This is a genomic window from Pedobacter miscanthi, assembly GCF_003315595.1.
Taxonomy (GTDB): Bacteria; Bacteroidota; Bacteroidia; order Sphingobacteriales; family Sphingobacteriaceae; genus Pedobacter; species Pedobacter miscanthi.
Window position 1 is genome coordinate 1 of sequence record NZ_QNQU01000048.1, and the last position, 22,305, is coordinate 22,305.

Genomic DNA, 22,305 nt, shown 5'->3' on the forward strand with positions numbered 1-22,305 from the left:
GCTGGATAGTCGGTGTATTTGTATTGTTTCCCTTATTTGTGGTTTTGTATAATAAGATTACTGTACGAAAAAATGATGGAGAAAAATTCTTTTCAGCATATTACAAAAAAATAATTCCCATTCAATTAAGTATACCAAAATTGGGAGGCGGATATTCTGATACTTTAAATGTTGAATTTGATCATTACAGGGTTGGGGCAAGTCCAATAGGATATAAAGGTTTAAGTGGCAATATAATTGGTGTCCCGTTTTTGGATTTGAATCAACATAAATTTTATAAAATAAGAATGTATGATATTGACAACCAAAAATATCATATACTGTCAGATGTATTGGAAGGTCAGGGAATAACTGCGTGGGTAAATCAGGAGGATTTAAAAGATCCTAGCTACGGTACTAAAGAAAAGCCTATTCCTGTTTTTAATTTTAAAGGGATAGGTGAGCCAATCCGAATTACTTCTGAAAGCGAGGGATCAGTTAATGGATATGAAAGTTTAGAGCCCACCAATGAACAATATAAACACAATGTTCTAACCTATTTAACCTACATTATGCCAAAAGACGAATTTAAAAAGCGTTTTGAAAAAACAAATGAGTAAGCAATTTCTAGGATGGATAATTGGTGTATTTGTATTGTTTCCCTTATGATAATAAGGCTTCTTATTCGATTAATCTCCATGTGTTAAATTATGCAAATATAAAATTACATTTTTCCTGTCTATCCTGAATATACAAGGTTCTTAAAGTATTATTCCACATCATCTAAGTCTAAAAGAAAGTATATATAAATTTTATTTACAGAACCGTCTTTAAATAAGCACTTATAAATAACAATAGGTTTGGAGGCTGTGAAGGTCATCACCAACCAAAATAGAACTATCATTAGGGAAGTAATTGAGCAGGGTGGGACTTACGTGCAGGCTGATCGAATGACTGTATGGGGATCTAGGAATTTTGCCGGAGAGTTAAAAATGTAGGCATTGGTTTGGGCGTAGGCTTAGGTTTTGGGATTGCGGGGGCAATCACCAATCATTATATTGCCAAAAGTTATAAGGAAGATAAAAAAGAATTAATTAAAGAAGTACGTATTAAAAGAATAGAATTAGCCAACTTAGATTCAAACAATTGTAGTAGTGTGGTTGCTTCTCAAAAATAGACTCTATGAAAAACATTCTAAAATATGGTGCATTTGGTTTATTGGGTATAGGCTTGTTCTTTGGTAAATACATCGGACGATGGATTGTTAATGTTATGGATAATCCAGACACACGAGTTAACAATGGTAAACCATATGTACAACAATATTTGAATAATTGCGACACACTGCATTTAATCATGAGAAATTTTACAACTAAACTTGATGATTTTGAAATTAAGGGTGCATTCAACCTCTCCCAAGCTGATAATACGGCCTATTTAGATAAGCAAACCTCTGTTTTTTTTGATGATAAGTCAAATAAATTCTTTTGCATTTATTATTTTTTTCCAAGTAATTCAATGAATAGCCAGATGTATGATACTTTTATTTCGGATGTTGATAAAAATGGAGCACAAATCATTGCAACAGTAAATAAAAATGAACTTTCTGATGCTGCATATGGTACTAAGCAGAAACCTGTGCCTATTATCTACTATCAAGTTCCTGATAAAATGAATAGCTTTTATAATTTGGTTGATGACATTGGAAATCCTAATTATAGTACAGAGATCGAGTTTAAAGTTTATACAACTAATTACAACATCAGAAACTACCTGTCCTATGTAAAAAGCAAAGCAGATTTCGAAAAAATGTTCGGCAAACAGCCTGATAAATGAATAACATTTTAAAGTATAATACAATTGGTGTAGTTGGTGTGTTTTTTGGGATGGTGTATACCACTTACAGACTTGTTTTACCCTCAACCGCTAACCCCTAATTGTACGCCGAATCTCACATCTCGTATCTAATATATTAAACCGCTCTCTCCGTCTCGTTCAAAAAGCGTATTTTTGCAACTAATGGGAACACAGGTAGATTCAGGTATAAAAGGATATAAAAATTACGGCACGTATCTGCGCGAAAAATATAAAGGGCAGCGTGTATTTAAAGTTATAGTTGATGGCGGTTTTACCTGCCCCAACCGCGATGGAAGCAAAGGTTATGGTGGCTGTACTTACTGTAATGTAGATTCTTTTACGCCAGAGCCTTCGCGTAAAAACCCGAATATTAAAGATCAGCTCGAAGAAGGTATGTTAAGGGCTAAAACCTCTTACAAAGCCGATAAGTATATCGTGTATTTTCAGCCCAATACCAATACTTACGCCCCTACGCATTATTTAAAGATGATGTACGACGAGGCTTTATCCATCAATACCGAAGATATTGTGGGTTTTGCCGTAGGTACCCGTCCTGATTGTATCGATGCAGAAAAAGTAGCCTTATTGGAAAGTTATACCGATCGTTTCGATGTAGATCTGGAGATGGGTATGGAATCGATTTATGATGAAACACTCGATCAGATCAACAGGGGCTGTAGCCATGGTGAGTTTGTTGCTGCCGTAGAACTTTTAAAAGATAGTAAGCTCGATCTTTGTGTGCATACCATTTTTGGCTTCCCCTGGGAAACCCGGGAGCAGATGCGGGGCTATATCCACGAGATTAACCGTTTTCCGCAGATTAAATTTGTGAAATTCCACCACTTGCATGTTGTTGAGGGATCGATAATGGGGGCGAAATACAAAAAAGAACCATTTAAACTGTTTTCTCTGGAAGAATACACCGATTTATTGTGCGAACTGATCCCGTTGCTACGTCCGGATATTGTAATACAACGACTTTTCGGGATTTCTGACTGGGATTTACTGATTGCGCCTAACTGGGGGCTTAATAAATCGGCAATACAGACTTATATGGATAAAGAAATCGAAAAAAGAGGAGTTATTCAGGGTTCTGAGTATTTTGATTGAAAATTTAAATTTTTATATAATTTTTTGAAAAACCAGTGAAATTTCACTGGTTTTTCTGTTTTTATGTGTTTTTCAAACATATTTTTTATAAATTTTAATTATAATCTTATAAAATGCTTGAAATGTAAAGTTTTGTTTTTATTAAAAACTCATATTAAAAACAGGTGTTTTTTTTGTTATTTTTAATTTTAAGGTTAAATTTTGAATTGTTTTATAAAAATCAGTGATTTTTGTTAAAATATTTCAATTTTATGGTGTAAAAATTACAATATGTCGTATTTTTATAAAAATAAATAACCAAAAATCATACTATTTAAATAATACTAACAAATAACACTAAAAACTATGAGTAAATTCTCCTTTAAACAGTTTGCGCCTTTTGCGATTTTAATGATCGTCGCGATTTTCGCTCTATTTATTCCACTACTTCCTAATTTTGACGAAGGAAAATACAGCGGTCCGGATATTGCTTTTATTTTAATTGCTGCCGCACTTGTATTTTTAATGACACCAGGCCTTGCATTCTTTTATGGAGGTATGGTTCACCGTAAAAATGTGTTATCTACCATGATCAAAAGTGTGGTAGCTGCAGGGGTAATCACCGTTTTATGGACAGTTGTTGGTTTTAGTTTAGCTTTTGGTGATACCATTGGCGGTTTTATTGGAAATCCATCAACATTTTTGTTCTTTAAAGGGGTAAATTCTGGTGCGCCACATTTACAGGGGGGAGCTGATTTAACTATTCCGCTTTCTTTATTTGCTGTGTTTCAGTTAATGTTTGCCATTATTACCCCGGGTTTAGTGGTGGGGGCAGTTGCAGAACGTATCCGTTTTACTTCTTATATCTTATTTATTGTTTTATTCGCAATCTTCGTTTATTCGCCATTGGCTCACTGGACCTGGCATCCACAAGGTTTCCTTTTTAAAATGGGGGTATTGGATTTTGCCGGTGGTACCGTAGTACACATTTCTGCAGGTATGGCCGCTTTAGCTGGTGCATTGGTTTTAAAACGCAGAAAATCTCACTTAGAGCACAAAGAAGTTCCACCAGCAAATATTCCTTATGTATTAATCGGTACAGGTTTATTATGGTTCGGTTGGTTCGGTTTTAACGCAGGTTCGGCATTAAGCGCAGGAAGCTTAGCGGTTTCAGCATTTTTAACTACCAATACTGCTGCAGGTGCTGCCGGTTTATCGTGGATGTTCTTCGATGTTGCCAGAGGTAAAAAACCTTCGGTATTAGGTTTCTGTATCGGTGCTGTAGTTGGTTTGGTAGCCATTACACCGGGTGCAGGTTTTGTAAGCATTTCATCAAGCATATTCATTGGCGCTATTGCTGCGGTTATTTCTAACCTGGTAGTTTCCTGGAAACAAAAAACCAGCCTGGATGATACTTTAGATGTTTTCCCTTGTCATGGTGTGGGTGGTATTGTTGGTATGTTATTAACTGGTGTATTTGCTACAAAAACAGTTAATGCTGCTGGTGCTGATGGATTATTTTATGGCAACGCTGAATTCTTTATCACACAGCTTAAAGGTGCTTTAATCGTAATCGTTTTCAGTTTCGTAGTATCCTTCATCATTTTCAAACTTGTAAACTTGATCAATCCAATCAGGGTTTCTGAAGAAGAAGAAGAACTAGGATTAGATGCATCTCAACACGACGAGAAATACTCTCAAGGTACATTATTGGTAGAGGAGAGAGCCATCTATATCGAAAAAAACAGTCCATTAACAGAACCAATTTCTTAAGGATTTTATAATATCTAAACTCAATTCAAGCTCAAACATGAAGAAACTTTTAACTGCTATTTTCGCAATGGCCAGCACTACGTGTGCCCTGGCGCAAGAAACCACTACATCACCACTTGAAATTTCAGGGTCGGTTGATACGTACTTTAAGTATGATTTCGCTAAGAAACCAAACAACATTACCACCTCGTTTGCCAGCGACCACAATTCTGTATCGTTAGGTATGATTGATATTGCCTTAAAGAAAAAAACAGGCAAAGCTTCATTTGTAGGTGAGTTGTCTTTCGGCCCGAGGGGTCAAACGCAATCCATTCCGGATGCTGCGGCAGGTGGCTCGTCATTCCATATCCAAAACTTATATGTGAATTATGATTTTACCGATCAGTTTTCGATGACAGCCGGTTACATGGGTACATTTATAGGATACGAAGTAATATCGCCGGTTGGAAACTTCAATTACTCTACATCGTATTTATTTACCAATGGTCCGTTCCAGAATGCGGGTATCAAAGCCACCTATAAATTCTCTGATAAAGTGAGTTTAATGGCTGGTGTATTTAACGATTGGAATGTGTACAGCGCGTCGAGAGGTGTATCTGCAGTAGGCGGACAGCTAATGGTTGCCCCGGTTGAGGGATGGACTGCTTATCTTAATGTATTATCTGGCGCAGGTGCTGGTGGTTACGGAACTATTGAAGATTTAACCACTTCTTATCAGATTACAGATAAATTTAAATTGGGCTTAAATGCTGCAAATTATGATATCGATAACGATGGTGGTGGTTATGCAGGTGCTGCACTTTATCCTCAGTATGCTGTTGCCGATGGTGTAACACTGGGTTTAAGAGGCGAGTACTTTAAGTATAAAAATGTTGGTCCGGTTCAGGGTGTAAAATACACTGCGGTAACCTTTACTGCGAACATTAAATCGGGCGGTTTAACTTTTATTCCAGAGGTTAGATTAGACCATAGCGGTGATAAACCATTCTTTAAAGAAAGTGGCGCTGCAGCACCAAATGCAGGTCAGTTTTCTTTAGCCGCGGTTTACGCGTTTTAAAAGAATAAAAATTATTAATATTAAGCCGTCCTGGTGTTAAATCCGGACGGCTTTTTTGTACCTTTAAAATATCCGGTTAGCCTATAAATTCATCATAATAATGAAATACATTATTCTTATTCTTCTGGTTGCATGCTCTATCCATCTTTCTGCGCAGCAGAAACAATTTTCTAAAGATGATGACGGTAAGTTTATTTATTACAAGGTGGTCGATTCTCAATCATTAAGCAAAGACACTTTATTGCAGAGGGCTAAATCATTCGTTAATGTGGCTTATAAAAAATCAATGAAACAGGAAAGCGCCACCGATTCGTCTGTTCTGGCTAAAGGAACAATGCTTATTGATAAAACGGTGTTGGTAGTGGGGCATCCAAGTGGCGAGCTGAGCTATAATTTTGTATTTGAAGCCCGTAACGGTAAATACCGTTTTTGGTTAACCGATCTGTTGTTTATACCTTATCAGCGCGACCGTTACGGTAATTTTGTTGCCACCACAAAAGTTGGTGTTCCCCTAGAGCGTACACCGGGTAAACTTAGCGCAGGTGCATGGAAAGATATTGTAAACAGCGCTTACAATAAAATGGAAAAATTTGAAGAAGACTTTAAAAAATATTTAGTCACCAATAGGGTAGAGAAAGTCAAAAAGAAAACTGAAACCATTTCTACTAAAAAATGGTAAGGTTAATACTAAAACTTGCCAAATAATTCTTCTACTTTCTGATACCGGAACTTAAAAATCCCGTTAATTTTATTTTTTACAACCAAAGCATTCGCAATGCTGCCGATTGGTCCCCAGCCAATGCTGTAATGTAATGTATCGTGCATCAGTACACCGCCGTCTATTTTTTTAAAATGGTGCTGATGGTGCCAGAAAGCGAACGGACCAAAACGTTGTTCATCTATAAAATATTCTTTATCCTTAACGTGTGTAATCTCCGTTACCCAGTTTAGCTTAATACCTAATAAGGGTGCTACTTTGTAGGTAATGATGAGTCCGGGATACATGCGGGTTTTATCCATATCTGGCGAGGTTACATCAAAAGTCATGTCTTTTGGCGTAATATCTTCCAGGTTTAACGGAGAGGAGAAAAAATCCCATGCCTGATCTAAATCAACAGGGAGTTTTTGGGTAAATTCTAATCGATATGTTTTCAAGCTCTTGTTTTTTAGAACAACAGCAAAGATGCAGTTTTGTTGGGAACAATACCTTTAATTATAAGACCTCGCAGGTTTTCAAAACCTGCGAGGTCTGTATTAATGCACCATCTTATCTGCGCAGGTAGAACTGGCAAAAGCTTCAGGTTTCGCTTTAAATATAAAACCCATACTTAAAATGTAACCCATGGCATCGTTAAGCGCTTTGTTCGATTTAAAGGATGGGTTGGTGTTGATATCGGCATGTACCTCGAGCGCTACATCGTAAATATCGAGTAAATCGCAGATGGAATAAGCGGTTTCGATCGATTTTTGTACCTCCATAAGCATTCTTTCCTTAATACTGACCTGTTGTGTGCTTTTTTCCTGGTGGATGTACATAAAACCACCATGGTGCTCCCTTAACAATACAATTACGGTTGCAAAATCGGTTGTTGCGCCTTTAACCTGCGAGTCGGTACCGATACAAACTTTCAGTTTAAAACCGTTTTCACTTTCTCTGATAATCGCTTTTTCTATTTCTTCGAGGATTGAAGACTGAATAACTTCGCCACTAAATTTTTTCCACGTCATACATGTGTTTTTTGAGGTTAACAAATGGTAATCAGGTTTTTATAAAAATAAGCGCTAAAAATTAAATACGTGTTAAGTGCAGATTGTTTATTTGCTAACAAAAAGTTAGTTATCAACAAGTTAGTGATAATAGTTTGAATCAACCTTTAAATTATTGAAACAAATCATTTTTTGACCCGTTAAATATTAGTAGATTCATTAAAAAATTTGATTATGAGAGCAGAATTAATCGAGGAATTTCAGCTATTGCAGAATAGCAGGGCCAATAAAATTGCAGATGAACTGACAGACAGGATTTTATCTTCAGTGGATGCCGTTAATGAAAAAGTACTTTCATCGATGTCTAAACCTGGCAACATGTTGATGCTGCTGGATAAGACCTTAAGTTTTTCTACCCTGCGTAAACTTAAAAACAGGTTTTTTAAACCTTAGCTTGGGGGCTGGTTTTTGCCCTAAAGAGAAATGATTACCTTTATGGCGGAATGATAGAAAATGCTTTAAAAAAATTAAATATTTCTGCACTTAATGAGATGCAGGAAGCTTCTTTGCAGGCAGCTAAAACCGGTAAAGATGTAATATTGATTGCGCCAACGGGTTCTGGTAAAACGTTGGCCTTTTTATTGCCTTTACTTTCCAACTTAAAAGCGAATGTAAAAGGTGTTCAGGCTTTGATTCTGGTACCTTCCAGAGAACTTGCATTACAGATTGAGCAGGTTTTTAAGCAGATGGGTACCTCATTTAAGGTAAACTGCTGTTATGGTGGACATGCCGTGAGGATCGAAAAAAATAACCTTGCCCATCCACCGGCAGTTTTAATAGGCACACCGGGTAGAATAGCTTATCACCTGGATAACCAGAATTTTGACGAATCTTTTATCGAAACTTTGGTTTTGGATGAGTTTGATAAGTCGCTTGAGTTCGGGTTTGAAAACGATATGTCGTACATTATCGGTTCGCTGCTTTCGTTAAAACAACGCATGCTTACCTCGGCAACCAAGATGGAAGAGATTCCGGGTTTTGTGAAGATCAATACGCCTGTTGAAGTCGATTTTTCAAAAAATATCGAAGCCAAACCGGACTTAAAGCTGAAAAAAATCATCGCTCCGGCAGATGAAAAGCTGGATTATCTTTTCAGGTTATTAAGCAAAATCGGAAGCAAAAATACATTGGTTTTTTGCAACCACAGGGAAACTGTAGACCGTATCAGCGACCTGCTTTTCGAAAATGGTTTAGGTCATGATGTTTTTCACGGCGGCATGGAACAGTTCGACCGCGAAAAGGCTTTGCTGAAGTTTAGAAACGGGAGTCACAGGATTTTGATCACCACCGATCTTGCCGCCCGCGGGCTCGACATACCCGAAGTAGAACATATTGTGCATTACCAGTTGTCCTACACGCAGGATGCCTATATCCATCGCAATGGCCGTACTGCACGAATGCATTCCAAAGGAACGGCTTATGCCATTTTAACCACCGACGAAAATTATAAATATTTACCTGAAGATATTGAAGAAGAAGTTTTATCAGACAGCTATAAACTGCCCGAAGCAAGCGATTGGGTAACCTTATACTTGGCCAATGGTAAAAAAGATAAAATTAATAAGATTGATATTGTTGGTTTATTTTTGCAAAAAGGTAATTTAGCAAAAGAAGATCTTGGATTGATCGAAGTTAAAGATACTACGAGTTATGTTGCTGTTAAAAGAAACAAAGTAGAAAAGTTATTAAAGGCTTTAAGCGGAGAAAAAATAAAAGGAAAAAAACTTAAATTGGAAATAGCAAGTTGAGATGGTTTATTGGGTTAATCGGTTAACTGTTTAAATTGGTTAATCGTGACTAGCGACCGTTAATTGTTTAATTGCAGGATTGTTAAATTGTTAGTTGCAACCTGTCAACTGAAAACTGTTTATTGGTCATTTTTTTGGTTAACTGTTTAAATTGGTTAATTGTGCCTAGCGATCGTTAATTCCAATAGTACAATTGATTTATTAGTCACTGATTCATTGGTTTATTGGTGATTGGTCATTGATAATTAGTCATTAAACATTCCAACTTTACAACATCTAAAAACATTCAGTCATTCAATCCTCCAGTCATCAATCAATAAAAAAGCATGAGCAACAACGATATATTAAAAAAATTAAGAGTAGCACTATCATTAAAAACGGAAGATATTATTACCATTTGCGATCTGGTTGGTTTTAAGGTAACCAAGGCAGAGCTGGGCGATATTTTCAGGAATGAAGACCACGAGAATTTTAAACCCTGTGGTGATCAGATCCTCCGTAATTTTTTAAACGGTCTGGTTATTTACAAAAGAGGTCCGAGGGATGAAAAAAAGCAATAATGTATGCTTTTTATTATTTTTTATACTGATCACTTTCTCTTTTAACGCTCTCGCACAGTCTCAGTTTAAAATAAGCGGCAACGTAATCGATTCTTTAAAAAAGCCTGTTGAAGGGGTGAGTATCCGATTGATTACCGATAAAGATACCCTTCGCTCAAATTCTGATGCGAAAGGGAATTTTACATTCGCAAAAGTAAGCCGCAATAAATTCTACCTCAGCATTACAGGATTGGGTTATAAGCCTTTTGCCTCTATCTACGAAATTGAATCTTCGAAAAAAAACGCTGAACTGGATCCCATTATGCTCAAAGCCGAAAGCATCAAACTTGATGATGTAGAAGTTAAGGTAAAAGTAGATCCGATTAAAATTAAAAAAGATACCATCGAATACAATGCCGGGGCCTATACCATCAGGGAAAACGATAAGGTAGAAGACCTGTTAAAACAACTGCAGGGCATTGAGGTTGATGAAAAGGGGGCAGTTACGGCCATGGGTAAAAAAATGACCAAGCTGCGGGTTAATGGTGAAGATTTTTTTACCAGCAATGTTGAAGATTACATCAGGCAGTTACCGGCAGATATTATTGCAAAACTCCAGGTGATAGATGATTATGGAGACGAAGCCAACTTTACCGGCATAAAAACAGGTACACCACAAAAAATGCTGAACCTGGTTACCAAACCTGGGATGGATAAAGGTGTTTTTGGCGGGGCAAATATGAGTTCGGCCACTAATAATGCACATAACCTGAATACCAACGGCAGCATCTGGAAAAAAACAAAACAGATCGGTTTTGGGGGCAGATATGGCATTACCAATAATGAGTTTACTAAAATGAACAATGGCGGATTAAATGGTAACATCAGGGATAAAATCTCGAAAGAGTTTAGTCTGAACGGAAGCTACAATTTTAGTAACGGTACCAACCGCTCTATCCAGAGCAATTACCTTGAAACCTTTAATCCTCAGGGAACCATTTACGATTTAAGGGAAAGCGCCAATAATTCAAATTCTTTAAACAATAACATCAATCTGGGTTTAAACGGTGCCACAAAAAAGAATTATTTTAATGCTTCGTTAGCAGGCTCTATAGCAAGTGTACAGAATGATGCTTTTTCTACCTCCAATAAAACAGGTTTTATCAGGCAGGATCTCAGTTCTAATTCAGGCTCGAGGAACAGTAACCCCAATTTAAATGGAAGTATCAATTGGTCGCGGCGCTTATCCAACAATAAACGCTCGTTATCAATGGGTTTTAATTTTGGTACAAATGGCGGAAATAGCAGCAGTACCATTAATGATATGATCCGTTATTATAATGAAACCACCAACATCCTGGTTAAAGATTCGATCCTGAACCGATTGGTGGAGAACAATACTTCAAGTTCGAATTTTGGCGGTAATATCCAGTTTTCGAATTCCCTAAAAAAAGCTAAAGACAGCACCGGATATAGTTTTATCAATATTTCTTACCGATTTTCGTTAAGCAGGAGCCGTAATCTCCAAACCACAACGGTTACCAATCCATTCGGAAACAGTTTTGTGGTTGATTCATTAGGGCAGGATTATGTTTCAAACTTTATCAACCAGAATATCAGTATCGGTTACAATACCAATAAAAACCGGATCAGTTACAACGTTGGCGTAAATTTTTCGCCCAGTATCATTATCGGTAAGTATCAGGATACAGGGCAGGAACTTAGAAACTACCAGTTAAATTTTTCGCCTTCGGCCAATTTAAGCTATCAGTTTAAAGATAACGGAAATTTAAGCTTTGGCTATAATGGTTACACCAACTCGCCTGATTTTAACAAACTGCAGCCCATCAGGAACAATAACGATGTGCAGAACCAGATTATCGGAAATCCTGATCTGAAAGCAACATCGAGCCATACAGCTGATTTTAGCTATAACAAATTCGATGTCAAATCAAAACTGAGTGTTATGGCCGGGTTATCGGGTACATTTGCCATTAATAGTGTAGTAAGCAATACGGTTTTCCTGCGGGATACACTTAACAGTTTAAAACAGCAAACCACTTACGAGAATGTGAATGGCATTTATAATGTGGGCGGTAATTACTCGCTCAATAAAAGGATGCTGGATAATAAACTTTCCTTATCCGTAAATGGTAATATTGCCTATAGCCATAATGTTTTTTATACCGATAATGTACTGAACCGCAGTAGTGGGATTAATGTATCAAATGGCTTTAATTTTAATCTTAACCAGAAAAAATATTCTTTTAATACCAATGCATCCTACAGTTTTAGTTCCAATACCTACTCTGTAATGAACCAGAACATCAAAAATGTACAGGTTTTGGCACTGAGCGGAAGTGCCAGCTGGATTCCAAGTAAACGTTTTAGGGTGAATGCATCAGCCTCAAAAAGTTTAAATTTTGGATACAGTTTATATGCCGGAAATCCTTTATTGGTAAACATGGGATTGAATACTTCTTTCCTGAAAGGCAATAAACTCCTTTTCTCGTTACAGGCAAACGATTTATTTAACCAGGGTGCGCTTTTTAGCACAAGTATCAGCAACAACTCCATTTCTGAAAACCGGACCAGGTTTATCAGCCGTTTTATACAGGCAACATTAAGTTACAACCTCAGCCAGTTTGGGAATAAAAGAAGCAAAATAAACAGTAACATTAATACCGAAGAATAAATAGTTAAGCTCAAATTATTTAGTTTAGTATTTCGCTGTATTACCCATATTATCCAATGAATAAAATCTTATTTTTTATATTATTGATCTCTGGCGGTGCTTTGTTCGCACAGGATCAGAAAACAGATTCGTTAAACAATAAACCTAAAAAAGAAAACTTTGCCGACGATTGGGCTGCACTAACAAAATACCAGAAAGAGAACGAACTTTTACCGCCACCGCAACGGAAAGAGAAAAGGGTAGTGTTTTTGGGAAGTTCGATTTTCGAATTCTGGAAACAGAAAGACCCGGAATATTTCAGCCGTAATACTTATGTAGACAGGGGAATAAGCGGACAGATTTCGCCACAGCTGCTGATCCGTTTCAGGCAGGACGTAATTAACCTTAAACCAAAAGTGGTAATCATTTTAGCAGGAAGTAATGATATTTCGGGCAATACCGGTCATGTTACCAACGAAAAGATCATGAACAACATCAAATCGATGGCAGAGCTAGCCCGCTTACACCACATTAAAGTAATATTGTGTAAGTATTTGCCTGTTTATCAATATCCATGGAACAAGGATATTGAACCTGCTGAAATTATTGTTTCCCTGAACGAAATGATTGCGGCTTATGCAAAAGAAAAAAACTATACGCTTCTGGATTACTGGACGCCACTGGTTGACGACCGGAAAGGGCAGCGCCCCGAATTAACGGTTGATGGTGTTCATCCCAACCTTGCAGGCTACAAAATAATGGAAGTGGTAACTGATGAAGCAATTAAAAAAGCGTTGAAAAACAGGCATTAATTTAGGTTCATTGGTTGATTAGTCATTGGTTTATTGGTTAGCATGATGCAGAGACGCCATGTTCCATAAAGTTCGTCATCTCGACTGAAGCGCAGCGGAATGGAGAGATCTACCTCGAGACAGATTTCTCGGCTGCGCTGCACTTCGCTCGAAATGACGGAAGAGGAGGGATGCGAACCGCGTATATTACTCCGTGTTTCCCATAAATCCGGGGTTGAAAAGTTCATTGATTCATTAGCCATTAGTTTATTGGTTAGCATGGTGCAGGAACAATCTTCAAAAAAAACTTCGCCTCCGCTATCATTGCCAGACTCCAACAAAAGCATCGTCATCTCGACTGAAGCGCAGCGGAATGCCCGCTTGCATCGGGCAGGGAGAGATCTACCTCGAGATAGATTTCTCGGCTTCGCTTCACTTCGCTCGAAATGACGATAGAGGAGGGATGCAAACCGCGTGGAGTACGCCGTGTTTCCCATGAATTCGTGGCTGAAAAGTTCATTGGTTCATTAGCCATTAGTTTATTGGTTAGCATGGTGCAGGAACAATCTTCAAAAAAAACTTCGCCTCCGCCATCATTGCCGGACTCAAACAAAAGCATCGTCATCTCGACTGAAGCGCAGCGGAATGCCTGCCCGTACAGGCGGGGAGAGATCTACCTCGAGACAGATCTCTCGACTTCGTTGCACTCCGCTCGNTGCCCGTACAGGCGGGGAGAGATCTACCTCGAGACAGATCTCTCGACTTCGTTGCACTCCGCTCGAGATGACGAGAGATTTTTATTAATGAATTTTCAATAATATTTGAAAGTTTAATAAATTTAATTTACTTTTACTTCGTGAAAGGGAAATAGCGAATCATCTTTTAAAGAATGCCTCAAGCGAGGCGTATTTTTTTAATCTGTATTTTCATTTTTTCCTGAAAGTTAAATAATTTGATATAGCTAAATCGTAGGTTATGGATTACAATATACTCGGATATGGCGTTTTTATCACGGTTATCGTGTTCATTATCATAGTAGTAGGGAAGATATGCTACCGTAACGGAAATATCTTTGTGGCCGAACTCATTCCCGATCACCTCGACCTCTGTCAACAGATCAATAAATCGTTGTTGGTCTCCTATTACCTGGTCAATATTGGTTACTGCGCCATGACCTTGGTAGGGTGGGAAACCATTACCTCTTCGCAGCAACTGGTAGAATTAATGGCGATAAAAGTGGCAACCATCGTGTGCATCCTATCTATACTTCACTATTTAAACATCTATCTGCTTACCAAAACCATACATAAATTAATAAAATAACAATCTAAACTTTTCATTATGGAAACGACAAAAATTTTAATCGGCTATGCAGTTTATTTACCAATTGCACTTTTTTTGACTTTTTATGTTTCAAAAACACTATTTAAAAACAGTAAAGTATATATGCTCGATATTTTTAAAGGAAGGGAAGAAATTGCAAATGCAACCAATAAACTTTTCGAAACGGGTTTTTACCTGTTGAATATCGGTTTTGCATTGCTGATTATGAAAATTACGATCTATCAAAACGATTACCGCAATTTAATCGAAGCTTTAAGCTCTAAAATAGGCGGATTTGCTATTTACCTCGGCATTATGTTGTTCATCAACCTGTATTTTTTCTTCAGGGGTAAACGCAAAGCGAAAGAAAATCAAAGGCCTAATCCTTTTGTACAGCCTGTTTAATTAAGAGAAGTCAAGTTTTAAAAACTTGACTTCTCTTTGAATGACTTCCGAAGTTTGCCAGGCACACAGCCTTTAAACTTCGGAAGTCAGTAACGCATCTCAGACAAAAAAGTCCCGATTTTATCGGGACTTTGTATTAATCTAATTTTTTATACCTGATGCGTTTCGGCGTTACATCACCCAAACGTTTCTTGCGGTTTTCCTCGTAATCGGAGTAGTTACCCTCAAAGAAATAAACTTCGGAGTTACCCTCGAAAGCAAGGATGTGCGTACAGATCCTATCCAAAAACCACCTATCGTGACTGATCACCACGGCACAACCACCAAAATTTTCTAAAGCTTCTTCCAATGCACGTAAGGTATTTACGTCGATATCATTGGTTGGCTCATCGAGTAACAATACGTTTGCACCTTTTTTTAGCGTGATGGCCAAATGTACACGGTTACGTTCACCACCAGACAGTACACCTACTTTTTTCTGCTGATCGCCGCCGTTGAAGTTGAATTTAGAAACATAAGCACGTCCGTTAACGGCTTTGGTACCCAGTTGGATGTTATCTAAACCATCGGTAATGTTTTCGTACACGGTTTTATCGGCATCCAGGTCATTGTGCATCTGATCTACGTAACCCAGCTCAACCGTTTCGCCCACACGGAAAGTCCCTGCATCAGCTTCTTCCTGTCCTGTAATTAAACGGAACAAAGTAGTTTTACCTGCACCGTTTGGCCCGATGATCCCTACAATACCTGCAGGAGGTAAAGAAAAGTTTAAGTTATCGAACAATACTTTATCGCCATAAGCTTTGGTAACGTTAGTAGCTTCGATTACCACATTACCCAAACGCGGACCTGCAGGAATAAAGAGCTCCAGTTTTTCTTCTCTTTCTCTTCCATCTTCCGAAGCTAATTTATCATAATTGGCAATACGTGCTTTGGATTTTGCATGACGTGCTTTTGGCGCCATACGTACCCATTCGAGCTCGCGCTCTAAAGTTTTCTGGCGTTTGCTTTCAGTTTTTTCTTCCTGTGCCAAACGTTTCGCTTTCTGATCTAACCAGCTGCTGTAATTTCCTTTCCAAGGAATACCTTCGCCACGATCAAGCTCTAAAATCCATCCCGCAACATTATCTAAGAAATACCTGTCGTGGGTTACTGCAATAACAGTTCCTTCGTAATTTTGTAAAAACTGCTCTAACCAATCGATACTTTCGGCATCCAGGTGGTTGGTAGGCTCATCCAGTAACAATACATCAGGATGTTGAAGCAACAAACGGCACATGGCCACACGGCGGCGCTCACCACCCGATAATACACCAATTTTAGTTTCAGGATCGGGACAACGTAAAGCATCCATCGCCCTTTCCAGTTTCGAATCGATTTCCCAGGCACCTAACGAATCAATTTTATCCTGAAGCTCGCCCTGTCTGGCCATTAACTTATCCATCTTATCAGGATCAGAATAGTTTTCTTCCAAACCGAAAGCTTCGTTTACTTCTTCATATTCTTTTAAAATGGCAGTTACTTCTGCAACGCCTTCTTCAACTACTTCGCGTACCGTTTTTTCCGGATCGAGGATAGGTTCCTGTGCCAGATAACCTACAGAATAACCTGGCGAGAAAACAACTTCGCCCTGGTAAGATTTATCTAAACCGGCAATGATTTTTAAAAGGGATGACTTACCAGAACCATTTAAACCGATTACGCCGATTTTGGCCCCGTAAAAGAAAGAAAGGTAAATATTTTTTAAAACCTGTTTTTGTGGCGGGTAAATTTTATTTACACCGGCCATTGAAAAGATTATTTTCTCGTCAGACATTACTTATAGGTGATTTAATGAGTTAATGTTTTTATATGATAGGAATATTGAAATTGCTTACAAAGATAAGAACAACATGCCCATTACAAAATGCTTTGTAAAGTATATCATAACTTTTGAGGGTAACAGCTATGATATCGATTTTAACAGGATCAAAAACTAAAAGACTAAAATGTATGAGGCAAATATCCTAAGGGACTATGTTGAGGACGATTTAAAAAATGGCTTTGATCAGCTTTAAAGAAAGGGCGCGCTGGCAGCCAAGGCACTTCAGATCCTGAACAATGCGGAAAAATATAGCATCCGGTATGTTTTTAGCCAATGGTTTACTTCAAAGAACTACAGCAATCCGATCCCCTCTTAAGAGATCAGTGCAAAAGGCTGCCTGCTTTTCTATAATAACCTTTTCATACCTTTTCTCGAAAGATTTGGTTTAGCAGATGATATAACAGATACTGGACATTTGTACAATAATTTATCATAGATAAAGCTGAAATCTATCAGCTCATTAATCTTCGTAATAAGTTGTCCCTAGGATAACCCCGTCATAAAACTTGAAAAATTCGGTAAACTGGATTTTTTGTAGTTGAAAAGCATCTTAAAGCCAATAATGAGACATTTTTAAAATACAAAAAAAGGAGTAGAAAAACTAATCTCTACTCCTTTTGACCCATGCTACGTTTACCTAGGAGCCTGAGCAAAATGATTGTATAGGCACACATCACTGAAGTTCGAAAGACAATCTCCAATAAAAAACCGGAAGGAAGATCGCCGAAGAAAATCCTATGAAAATCAAAAGGTTTAAACGCATCCATAAAGAAAAATTAAAAAAGTTGGGATCATCGTGGCTCTTTTCAGAACATCTTTAAAATTCAAAAGGTTTTAGGTGAAGATTTATGTAAAAAAGCTTCATTAAACTGGACATTTCACAAAAATGGCAGTCAATTAGCATATTCATCCTTCCTTCCATAATTTCTTCAGGCAAAATAATAAATCTGTTGTTCGGAGTTAAAACTTATCTTAAATCACCGACATTTACGATTATTAGATTTTTAGCGTAAAATTAGCCTATGAAATTTTTATTCTTGTTTACATCTTTAATATTCTTGCATTTCAATAGCTTCAGCCAAAAGAAAAAAGCAAGGGCTGAACCACCACCACCACCGAAGGAAAGTTTAATAGCGTTTTCGGAAAAACCATTTAAACTTCAGCCATATTCATTCCCCATTTTGTTCGAGTGGGAAATTAATGCAGATACCACGCTTAAACCAGGTGCCGAGTTTAAAAAAGTGATAAGGCTTACCTATGAAAAAACGGAGGTTAACGGTTATTATAGTCAACAGGCAGTTACCTTTAAAAAATCTACAACGGGCCTGGAAAATACAGAACGGAAAATTCCAAAACTAATCACTAAGGTTGATTACTATGATGTGGAAATTGTAAATGGTGTGGTCATATTTAAAGAAAGGGACCGCCTGGTAATGACCCTGAAAATTATTTATGATAAAAACAATCTTGTTATTCGTTTGAAAGATGTGGATGATGGAACTATTTATAAGCGGGTTAAGTCAGAGGAACATCCTGTTGAAGCTCCATAGTCCGGTAGTTAAGCATTGGGCTTTAGTTTTTTATACCGCTGTTCGGTGATGTCTCAAATGATGATGGTTTTGATGACGGCAATGTGCTAGGCCATCACGATAAAAAGAAAGGGAAATAATGAGAACGATTTTATTTTTTTTATGTTTTACAGTCCCAGTAATATTATTGTCATGTCGTTTGAAAAACAAAGTGGGGTCCAATGTCCGCCAGCAGAAATATTTAGAAAAAACCGCACTTATCCGGGACAAGAGGGCTTATGGTCAAAGCATAGTTCTGATTAAACCACCTGCAGAAAATTGGGCAGACGACTTTATCGCAAAAGATGACCGCGCAATAATGGGTACGTTGAATTTCACAAGAGAAATGCGTATACAGGTACTGAAAGAGTTATTGAGCTATGAGAATGATACAGTAAAGAGCAATAAACTTTTCTATATCCGGGGGAGATGGAAGAATGTCGAATCGAAGGACTTTACAATAGAAGTTGAAGCGCTATATTCCTTTACCAGGATGCTCACCCGCGATATGCCGAGGATGCTGCCTGTCCTTATCGAAAGAAAAACCGGCAAGAATATTACGGGGGAAAGGAAGAAAATCGCAGAAATTTATGCAATTTATAGAAAATGGCTTAAAAAGAACGAAAAATCCAATTTTCAGCATATTCAGTATCCGCTTACAGGTACTCCATTTGACTGGGATGGAGGTGAAGGCAATGACAAATACCTTAATAAGGCATTCTAGTATCGTTTTGTTGGATGAGGATAACTCAAAAGGGGCATATCACCGAGATACACGCTAGGAGGCATATCGGAATAAAAAACCTTGAAAGCAGGTTTATCAGTATTACTTTTGAAGAAAAAAATATCCAGAGGGAAGTCACACATAGGCCTGCAACGAAAATACTTGAAAGTTTCAAGCTCATCAAAATCAAGACGGCCTGCTCAAGGACTGTACCTTGATTGATGCCGCTAATCGCAAACACAGAAGGATATCATTTTATTGTCCTAATTCACCTATTCTCAGTTTGGGTGATTACTAATGCTGGAATACTTTGGAGAACAAAGTAAGGACAAAATTTTATAGAATATATATACCAGTTTTTATCAATATACTACCTCGTTGCCAACATTCAATATTTTTCGATCTGTATCCATTTAATCTCGATTTTTTTCATTTTTAAGTTATGAAAAGAGTCAACATACTAATTGTGTTTTGTTTATTTGTGGGATGTAATTCTGTAAAAAGGAATAATATTATCTGTAACAGCATCCGTGCTAAATTCATAGCTGATAAAGAAATGAAAAAATACGGCTTTAAAGTCGTGCAATATGTGACCTCAATAGAGGGGATAAAGATTTTTTTTTGATAAAGTATACCGATACTGTAAAATACAGAACTGGTGGTGGTGGACAAATAAAAGTGGATAAGCGTAATTGTCGTATTATAGATAAGACTTTTTATCAATAGCCTCTATTATGATTTTTTTGTCAAGTGGCTACAGCTTTAATAAATTCCTTTTAAAAGACACAAAAGTCTCTGAAACAGAAATAACGGACAATAAAGCCGCACATATAAGATACCAAATTATGAAATTATCTCTTCTTTTTGTATTGGCAGCTCTATTGCTGTCATGCACAAATCAAATGGACGGAGCGGGAGCAGCAAAACAATACTGTGAGTGCATGAAGCTGAATAAATCCGATGAACAATATGGATATGCATATACCGTTTGTAGTGCCGAATTGGCAAAAAAATATCGATATTACAGAATATTCTATATTGATACAAAAGATAAGGAATTTAACGTAAATCTGCCACAAGCAACTAGGGATAGCACGAATAGGTTTATTGGTGATTTCCTTGACTATCGTAACGCAAATAATTGTGCACCATAAATAAATAAGTTTTTTTTGCATTTAGAGAATATTGTGCGGATTATTCAAAAAGTGGCTCTTCCCCAATTTTGGTGGTCAATCCGTTGCTAATATCAAGCGGAGAAAGGAGTGGTTTAGTCTTCGGTTCAGTGGTTTGTGTGTGTACATAAAAAAATCCGATCTATTAATTTTGTCATTAACAAATCGGATCAAAATTTAAAATCTGTTTTGGATCAAGATATGACGGACCCACCGAAGGGTTCTTCATCACAATACCAGTAAAAAGTTATTTCAGTGCATAGCCGATATAACCACCATCGGCTAACAATTGTGCGCCGGTTATAAAACTTGCATCTTCTGAAGCGAGGAATAAAACTGCTTTAGCTATCTCTGAAGGTCTGCCCATTCTTTGCAGAGCTGTTGTCGAAGCAAACTGTTGTTTTAAGGATTCATCCGGTACCGCTTTATCGAAACCCTCCGTTTGGGTAGGGCCGGGACTGATCATGTTGACCCTGATGTTTCTTTCTGCAAGCTCGTTGGCAGCAACCTGGGCAATTTTATTCAGTGCACCTTTAGTTGCTGAATAAACGCTACCATACATTTGGGCAGCTGTTGCTACTGTTGATGAATTGAATACTACAGATGCGCCATCATTTAGGTAGGGTAATAGTTTTTGCAGCGTAAAGTAAGGCCCTTTAACATTAGTATTAAACTGTGCGTCGAAATCAGCTTCAGTTGCGGTTGCAATCGGCGCAAAAGTTGCAATTCCGGCATTTAAAAATAGGACATCTAATTTTTTACCGCTTTGGGCAACTGTTTTAACAAGGTCATCAATCCCATTGAGGTTTGAAGTGTCAGACACAACGGTAAATAGACGTTCGGATTTTAACAAATTCGCGGCCTTGTCAAGGTTTTCTAAATTTCTGCCGGTAATCCAGACATTAGCCCCTGCATGAATAAAAGCTTCTGCAGTTGCAAATCCTATTCCGGATGTACCCCCTGTAATTACGATATTTTTTTCTGAAAAATTCATTTGCTATTTATTTTAATTATAGCGACAAAGGTATAAGGGATTAATTTATTTTGGTAACTTTGTAACTAAAAGTAACAGTAACTTTTGGGTAACCAAGTAACAAATTATGGAAGATCATTGTTTAGCACCTGATGCAGAAAGAAGTAAAAAACAGGTTATGGCAGTACATGATGCAATGGATGTATTGAGCGGTAAATGGAAGATTTCCATCATATCTTCTGTTTGTTATTTCAACAAGCGACGTTTTTCAGACATACTGAACGATGTTCACGGCATCTCGAATAAGATGTTGAGTAAAGAATTGAAAGATCTGGAAGTAAACAAATTAATAACCCGCACCGTTCTGGATACACAACCCGTTACGGTTTTGTACCAGCTTACTGATTATGGAATGACATTAAAAACCATAATAGACAATCTAGCAGAGTGGGGAAGGCAGCACAGAAAGGAAATTACAGGAAAGTAGGTGGGACGGCTTGTTTCGCTCTAAATTAAACGCCTGTTTTGTTCCAAACTATATGCCCTAATCCTAAAGTTAGGATTTCTTAAACAAGCAGTTCCAATAATATTTTTAAGTTCAGGTCAAATTAAACCCCAGAGGTAAATTGATACCTGGTGTGATCTTACATCCATCAGAATGGATTTAAGCTCTTCAATGCATCTTTTTGACAGATTTTCCGGTTTCATCCGAAGAATTATGGAATGGTGATCTCTAGGAAAGTGGGAAATGAGGACCCCGAACGTGAAACCGTGGAGCGCCTAGGAGAAGAAGTAAATCAGCAGCCGAGCCGCTATGCGTTCAGAGGGAAAGAAATGAATTAGCAAAAAATCCGGAAGCCAAATTCACGTAAAGTTTGGAACGAAAAGGACTGATCATTATTAATAAAATATGCAGCCCATCTACGGGTTTAGGGTAACAATTTTAAGGGCATCCGTAAAGAAAAACGGTACCGAATAAATTCCGTACCGTTCCATTTCATC

General features: G+C 37.6%; 22 protein-coding genes. 18 read left to right on the forward strand and 4 right to left on the reverse strand.

Features of this window, described 5'->3' with window-relative positions; all coding sequences use genetic code 11:
• From DRW42_RS28920 to DRW42_RS27850, 7 genes are all read left to right on the forward strand, one after another.
• The coding region (locus DRW42_RS28920; RefSeq protein WP_208643664.1) for a DUF8188 family protein at window positions 1-599 on the forward strand (599 nt) is incomplete at its 5' end.
• Between the two features lie 386 nt (window positions 600-985).
• Entirely contained in the window at window positions 986-1,156 is a 171-nt protein-coding gene (locus DRW42_RS28925) for a hypothetical protein (protein ID WP_158544418.1), read from the forward strand.
• 5 nt (window positions 1,157-1,161) lie between these two features.
• Window positions 1,162-1,815 (forward strand): DUF8188 family protein, encoded by a 654-nt coding sequence (locus DRW42_RS27830; protein ID WP_113952132.1) that lies wholly within the window; start codon window positions 1,162-1,164, stop codon window positions 1,813-1,815.
• 183 nt (window positions 1,816-1,998) lie between these two features.
• On the forward strand, window positions 1,999-2,946 hold the full coding sequence (mnmL, locus tag DRW42_RS27835) for a tRNA modification radical SAM protein MnmL/YtqA (protein WP_113952133.1): 948 nt from the start codon (window positions 1,999-2,001) through the stop codon (window positions 2,944-2,946).
• A 345-nt stretch (window positions 2,947-3,291) separates the two neighbouring features.
• A complete protein-coding gene (locus DRW42_RS27840) occupies window positions 3,292-4,698 on the forward strand; it encodes an ammonium transporter (RefSeq protein WP_113952134.1) in 1,407 nt (468 codons plus the stop codon).
• Between the two features lie 37 nt (window positions 4,699-4,735).
• Window positions 4,736-5,755, forward strand: coding sequence for a porin (locus tag DRW42_RS27845; RefSeq protein ID WP_113952135.1), 1,020 nt, complete (start codon window positions 4,736-4,738; stop codon window positions 5,753-5,755).
• A gap of 100 nt (window positions 5,756-5,855) precedes the next feature.
• Entirely contained in the window at window positions 5,856-6,434 is a 579-nt protein-coding gene (locus DRW42_RS27850; protein WP_113952136.1) for a DUF4468 domain-containing protein, read from the forward strand.
• 8 nt (window positions 6,435-6,442) lie between these two features.
• Here the strand turns inward: DRW42_RS27850 and DRW42_RS27855 are convergent, their stop codons facing one another.
• Both DRW42_RS27855 and DRW42_RS27860 read right to left on the reverse strand, forming a co-directional pair.
• The gene (locus DRW42_RS27855) at window positions 6,443-6,910 is read right to left on the reverse strand and encodes an SRPBCC family protein (RefSeq protein WP_113952137.1); all 468 of its coding nucleotides are present in this window, start codon (window positions 6,908-6,910) and stop codon (window positions 6,443-6,445) included.
• Between the two features lie 99 nt (window positions 6,911-7,009).
• On the reverse strand, window positions 7,010-7,483 hold the full coding sequence (locus tag DRW42_RS27860; protein ID WP_113952138.1) for a ribonuclease H-like YkuK family protein: 474 nt from the start codon (window positions 7,481-7,483) through the stop codon (window positions 7,010-7,012).
• Window positions 7,484-7,696: 213 nt separating this feature from the next.
• Here DRW42_RS27860 and DRW42_RS27865 point away from each other — a divergent pair, with 213 nt between their 5' ends.
• The 7 genes from DRW42_RS27865 to DRW42_RS27895 all read left to right on the forward strand — a co-directional run bounded on the left by DRW42_RS27865 (window position 7,697) and on the right by DRW42_RS27895 (window position 15,002).
• Window positions 7,697-7,915 carry a hypothetical protein gene (locus DRW42_RS27865; protein ID WP_113952139.1) on the forward strand — a complete coding sequence of 73 codons (219 nt, stop codon included), beginning with the start codon at window positions 7,697-7,699 and terminating at the stop codon, window positions 7,913-7,915.
• Between the two features lie 50 nt (window positions 7,916-7,965).
• A complete protein-coding gene (locus tag DRW42_RS27870; RefSeq protein WP_113952140.1) occupies window positions 7,966-9,270 on the forward strand; it encodes a DEAD/DEAH box helicase in 1,305 nt (434 codons plus the stop codon).
• 326 nt (window positions 9,271-9,596) lie between these two features.
• Entirely contained in the window at window positions 9,597-9,830 is a 234-nt protein-coding gene (locus tag DRW42_RS27875; RefSeq protein ID WP_029274124.1) for a DUF1456 family protein, read from the forward strand.
• On the forward strand, window positions 9,814-12,504 hold the full coding sequence (locus DRW42_RS27880; protein WP_113952141.1) for an outer membrane beta-barrel protein: 2,691 nt from the start codon (window positions 9,814-9,816) through the stop codon (window positions 12,502-12,504). The genes DRW42_RS27875 and DRW42_RS27880 overlap by 17 nt, the downstream gene beginning before the upstream one ends.
• Window positions 12,505-12,560: 56 nt before the next feature.
• A complete protein-coding gene (locus DRW42_RS27885) occupies window positions 12,561-13,295 on the forward strand; it encodes a GDSL-type esterase/lipase family protein (RefSeq protein ID WP_113952142.1) in 735 nt (244 codons plus the stop codon).
• A 954-nt stretch (window positions 13,296-14,249) separates the two neighbouring features.
• A complete protein-coding gene (locus DRW42_RS27890; protein WP_113952143.1) occupies window positions 14,250-14,597 on the forward strand; it encodes a hypothetical protein in 348 nt (115 codons plus the stop codon).
• 18 nt (window positions 14,598-14,615) lie between these two features.
• Entirely contained in the window at window positions 14,616-15,002 is a 387-nt protein-coding gene (locus tag DRW42_RS27895) for a hypothetical protein (protein WP_113952144.1), read from the forward strand.
• 136 nt (window positions 15,003-15,138) lie between these two features.
• Here the strand turns inward: DRW42_RS27895 and ettA are convergent, their stop codons facing one another.
• Window positions 15,139-16,818, reverse strand: coding sequence for an energy-dependent translational throttle protein EttA (gene ettA / locus DRW42_RS27900; protein ID WP_113952145.1), 1,680 nt, complete (start codon window positions 16,816-16,818; stop codon window positions 15,139-15,141).
• Window positions 16,819-17,888: 1,070 nt separating this feature from the next.
• Between ettA and DRW42_RS27905 the strand changes: the two genes are divergently transcribed.
• From DRW42_RS27905 to DRW42_RS27925, 3 genes are all read left to right on the forward strand, one after another.
• On the forward strand, window positions 17,889-18,416 hold the full coding sequence (locus DRW42_RS27905) for a hypothetical protein (RefSeq protein ID WP_113952146.1): 528 nt from the start codon (window positions 17,889-17,891) through the stop codon (window positions 18,414-18,416).
• 118 nt (window positions 18,417-18,534) lie between these two features.
• Window positions 18,535-19,158: a hypothetical protein gene (locus tag DRW42_RS27910; protein ID WP_147243821.1), complete on the forward strand. Its 624-nt coding sequence runs from the start codon at window positions 18,535-18,537 to the stop codon at window positions 19,156-19,158.
• 734 nt (window positions 19,159-19,892) lie between these two features.
• Window positions 19,893-20,312 carry a hypothetical protein gene (locus tag DRW42_RS27925; RefSeq protein WP_113952150.1) on the forward strand — a complete coding sequence of 140 codons (420 nt, stop codon included), beginning with the start codon at window positions 19,893-19,895 and terminating at the stop codon, window positions 20,310-20,312.
• A 265-nt stretch (window positions 20,313-20,577) separates the two neighbouring features.
• Here DRW42_RS27925 and DRW42_RS27930 read toward each other — a convergent pair whose 3' ends face one another.
• Entirely contained in the window at window positions 20,578-21,324 is a 747-nt protein-coding gene (locus DRW42_RS27930; RefSeq protein ID WP_113952151.1) for an SDR family oxidoreductase, read from the reverse strand.
• A 106-nt stretch (window positions 21,325-21,430) separates the two neighbouring features.
• Here DRW42_RS27930 and DRW42_RS27935 point away from each other — a divergent pair, with 106 nt between their 5' ends.
• Window positions 21,431-21,790 (forward strand): winged helix-turn-helix transcriptional regulator, encoded by a 360-nt coding sequence (locus tag DRW42_RS27935; protein ID WP_113952152.1) that lies wholly within the window; start codon window positions 21,431-21,433, stop codon window positions 21,788-21,790.
• The last annotated feature ends 515 nt before the right edge of the window (window positions 21,791-22,305 follow it).